The following is a 2,296-nucleotide window of genomic DNA, read 5'->3' as shown; positions in this document are numbered from 1 at the left end:
GCCGAGCGCCGCCGCCGCGCCGATCCCCTCCGCCAGCGCCCACCCGTACCGGTCCGCGACGATCGGGTCGCCGTCGGCCTCGACGGTGTACGCGAAGCCGCCGTCGGTCCAGCCGAGGTCGGTCGCCGTCTCGAACAGCTCGACCGCACGCTCGTACCAGTCTGTCGCGTCGGTGTCGTTCCCGTCCGCATCGCCGCCTCCCAGCGACGCCGGCACCTCGGCGTCGAACCGGTCGAGCAGCGCGAGGAACTTCGCCCACTCGACGTGGTGGCCTGGCTGGTACCCCGGCGGTCGGAACTGGTGGCGGGGCTCATCGGCGTTGTACGCGAAGTCGTGGTCCCACTCGGCGGTGTAGTGTTCCCACAGCAGCCCGTCGGTCTCTCCGGCCAGCTCGACCGCGATCCGCGTCGCGATGCGGCGCGCTCGCGCGAGGTACGCCTCCTCGTCGGTCGCTTCGTACGCGGCGAGGTACGCCTCGCAGGCGTGCATGTTCGCGTTCTGCCCCCGGTACGATTCCAGCTCCTCCCAGTCGGCGTCGCAGTCGCTCCGAAGACAGCCCGTCCCGTCGTGGAACCGCTCGTCGAGGAGGTCGACGGTCGCCGTCAGACCCGCCTCGGCGCCCTCGATCCCGGCCGCCGTCGCCCGGGCGTACGCGAGGAGGACGAACGCGTGCCCGTACGCCGACCGCGTCCGGTCCACGGGCGTCCCGTCGGGCTCGACGAGGAGGTGATATCCCTCGCTCCGATCGTCGGCGTCGGCGCGGTGCGTCGCTTCGAGGAACTCCACGCCGTGCGCGGCGGCGTCGCGACACCACGCCGGTCCGTCGGCGACGGTGCCCGCGGCGAAGTTGGCGACCGATCGACACGTGGCCACCAGGTGTCGGCGATCGCCGGTGTACGGGTCGCCCGTCTCCGGGTGGAGCAGTCGGTAGCCGCCGGAACTCGTGTCGAGCGCGTCCGGGTTCTGGAGCCGGAGCGTCGCGAGGAGCCGTCCGCGGAACGACGGTGGATCGTGTCGAGCCATGCGATCCGTTCGACATCGCGCCGCAAAAAACCCGATCGACTCCCGACCCCCGTCGTCTTCCCTCGGACGCGACGACTCATCCGACGGCGACGCGAGACCGGAATTCGGATCTCCCGCTCGGAGCGAGCCCCGTGACGCGGAAGAGGGCCCCGGCGCCGTCGCCCTCGACCGACCGGTCACGGCCGGCGAGCGCGGTCGTCAGGTACAGCGCGTCGCGAGACGGCTCGCCGAAGGTGACCGAGGCCACCTTCCGCGCGGGCAGCGAGACCGCGTCGACGACGGCGCCGGACGGATCGTACCTGACCACCCGGCCGCCGTCCCACCGGGCGGACCAGAGGTGGTCCGCCGCGTCGACGGTCATCCCGTCCGGAACGCCGTCGCCCGGCGGCGTCTCCACGAACGACCGTCGGTTCGCGATCTCGCCGGTGGCGTAGTCGTAGTCGAACGCGTCGATCCGCCTGCTCGCGGACTCCGTGAGGTAGAACGTCGTTCCGTCCCCCGAGAAGCCCATCCCGTTCGGGACGTCGATCCCCTCGACGACGACTCGCACGGACCCGTCGGTGTCGATCCGGTAGAGGTCGCCGAGCGCGCCCGATCCGGGCATCGTTCCGGCGAAGACCCGCCCTTCGGGGTCGGCGATGACGTCGTTGAACCGCGTGTCGGCGTCGACGGTCGCCACCCGTTCGGTCGTGGACTCGCCGGGAACGAGCCGCTCCACCCTCCCGCGCGTGAAGAGGAGGAGCGCGCCGTCCGCCTCGACCGTGAACCCGCCGATCGGGACGCCGTCGGTCTCGTACGCCACCTCGTCGCGCTCCGTTTCGGGATCGTACCGGTGGAGCCGTCCGGCCGGGATGTCGACCCAGTAGAGCCGTCCCTCGTCGGGGTGCCACAGGGGCCCCTCCCCCGTGTGTGCCGTCGTGTCCGCGACCCGCTCGACCCGAGCCATGCGGATCCCTGCAGAACGCCGGCACTTGAGTGTGTCTGACCCGAGCGCCGCCGTATCCGACGCCGAGCGAACCAGTTGAGCGCCGAGCGAACCGACTGATCGACCCGTCCCTGACCGGCAGACTCCCAACGGGATCCGAAGGCGGCTACGGCTACGAGAGTCTCTCCTGGAGCAGTATCCTCGTGTTGAGTGCTGTCTCTTACCCATAAGGTCTCGAGGAGTGCAGTTCGTATCCCTCCGCCCAAGTCTGAAGTTTCTTGAGGCCCTTTCCACATTATCTCCCAGCCGGGCGGTGGATCAGAACTTCGGTCGAGGTACGCCGCCGAC

At 70.6% G+C, this 2,296-nt stretch carries 2 protein-coding genes; both read right to left on the bottom strand.

Features of this window, described 5'->3' with window-relative positions:
* Positions 1 to 1,023: AGE family epimerase/isomerase (locus GJ633_RS15935; protein ID WP_156589558.1), on the bottom strand; the 1,023-nt coding region annotated here is incomplete at its 3' end.
* Between the two features lie 76 nt (positions 1,024 to 1,099).
* Complete coding sequence (locus GJ633_RS15930) at positions 1,100 to 1,969, bottom strand: SMP-30/gluconolactonase/LRE family protein (protein WP_156589557.1); 870 nt, start codon at positions 1,967 to 1,969, stop codon at positions 1,100 to 1,102.
* Positions 1,970 to 2,296: the final 327 nt, after the last annotated feature.

The organism is Halorubrum sp. CBA1125 (assembly GCF_009742825.1).
Classification (GTDB): domain Archaea; phylum Halobacteriota; class Halobacteria; order Halobacteriales; family Haloferacaceae; genus Halorubrum.
Note: the sequence above shows the minus strand (reverse complement) of the source record. Positions and strands in the feature narration are given on the sequence as shown.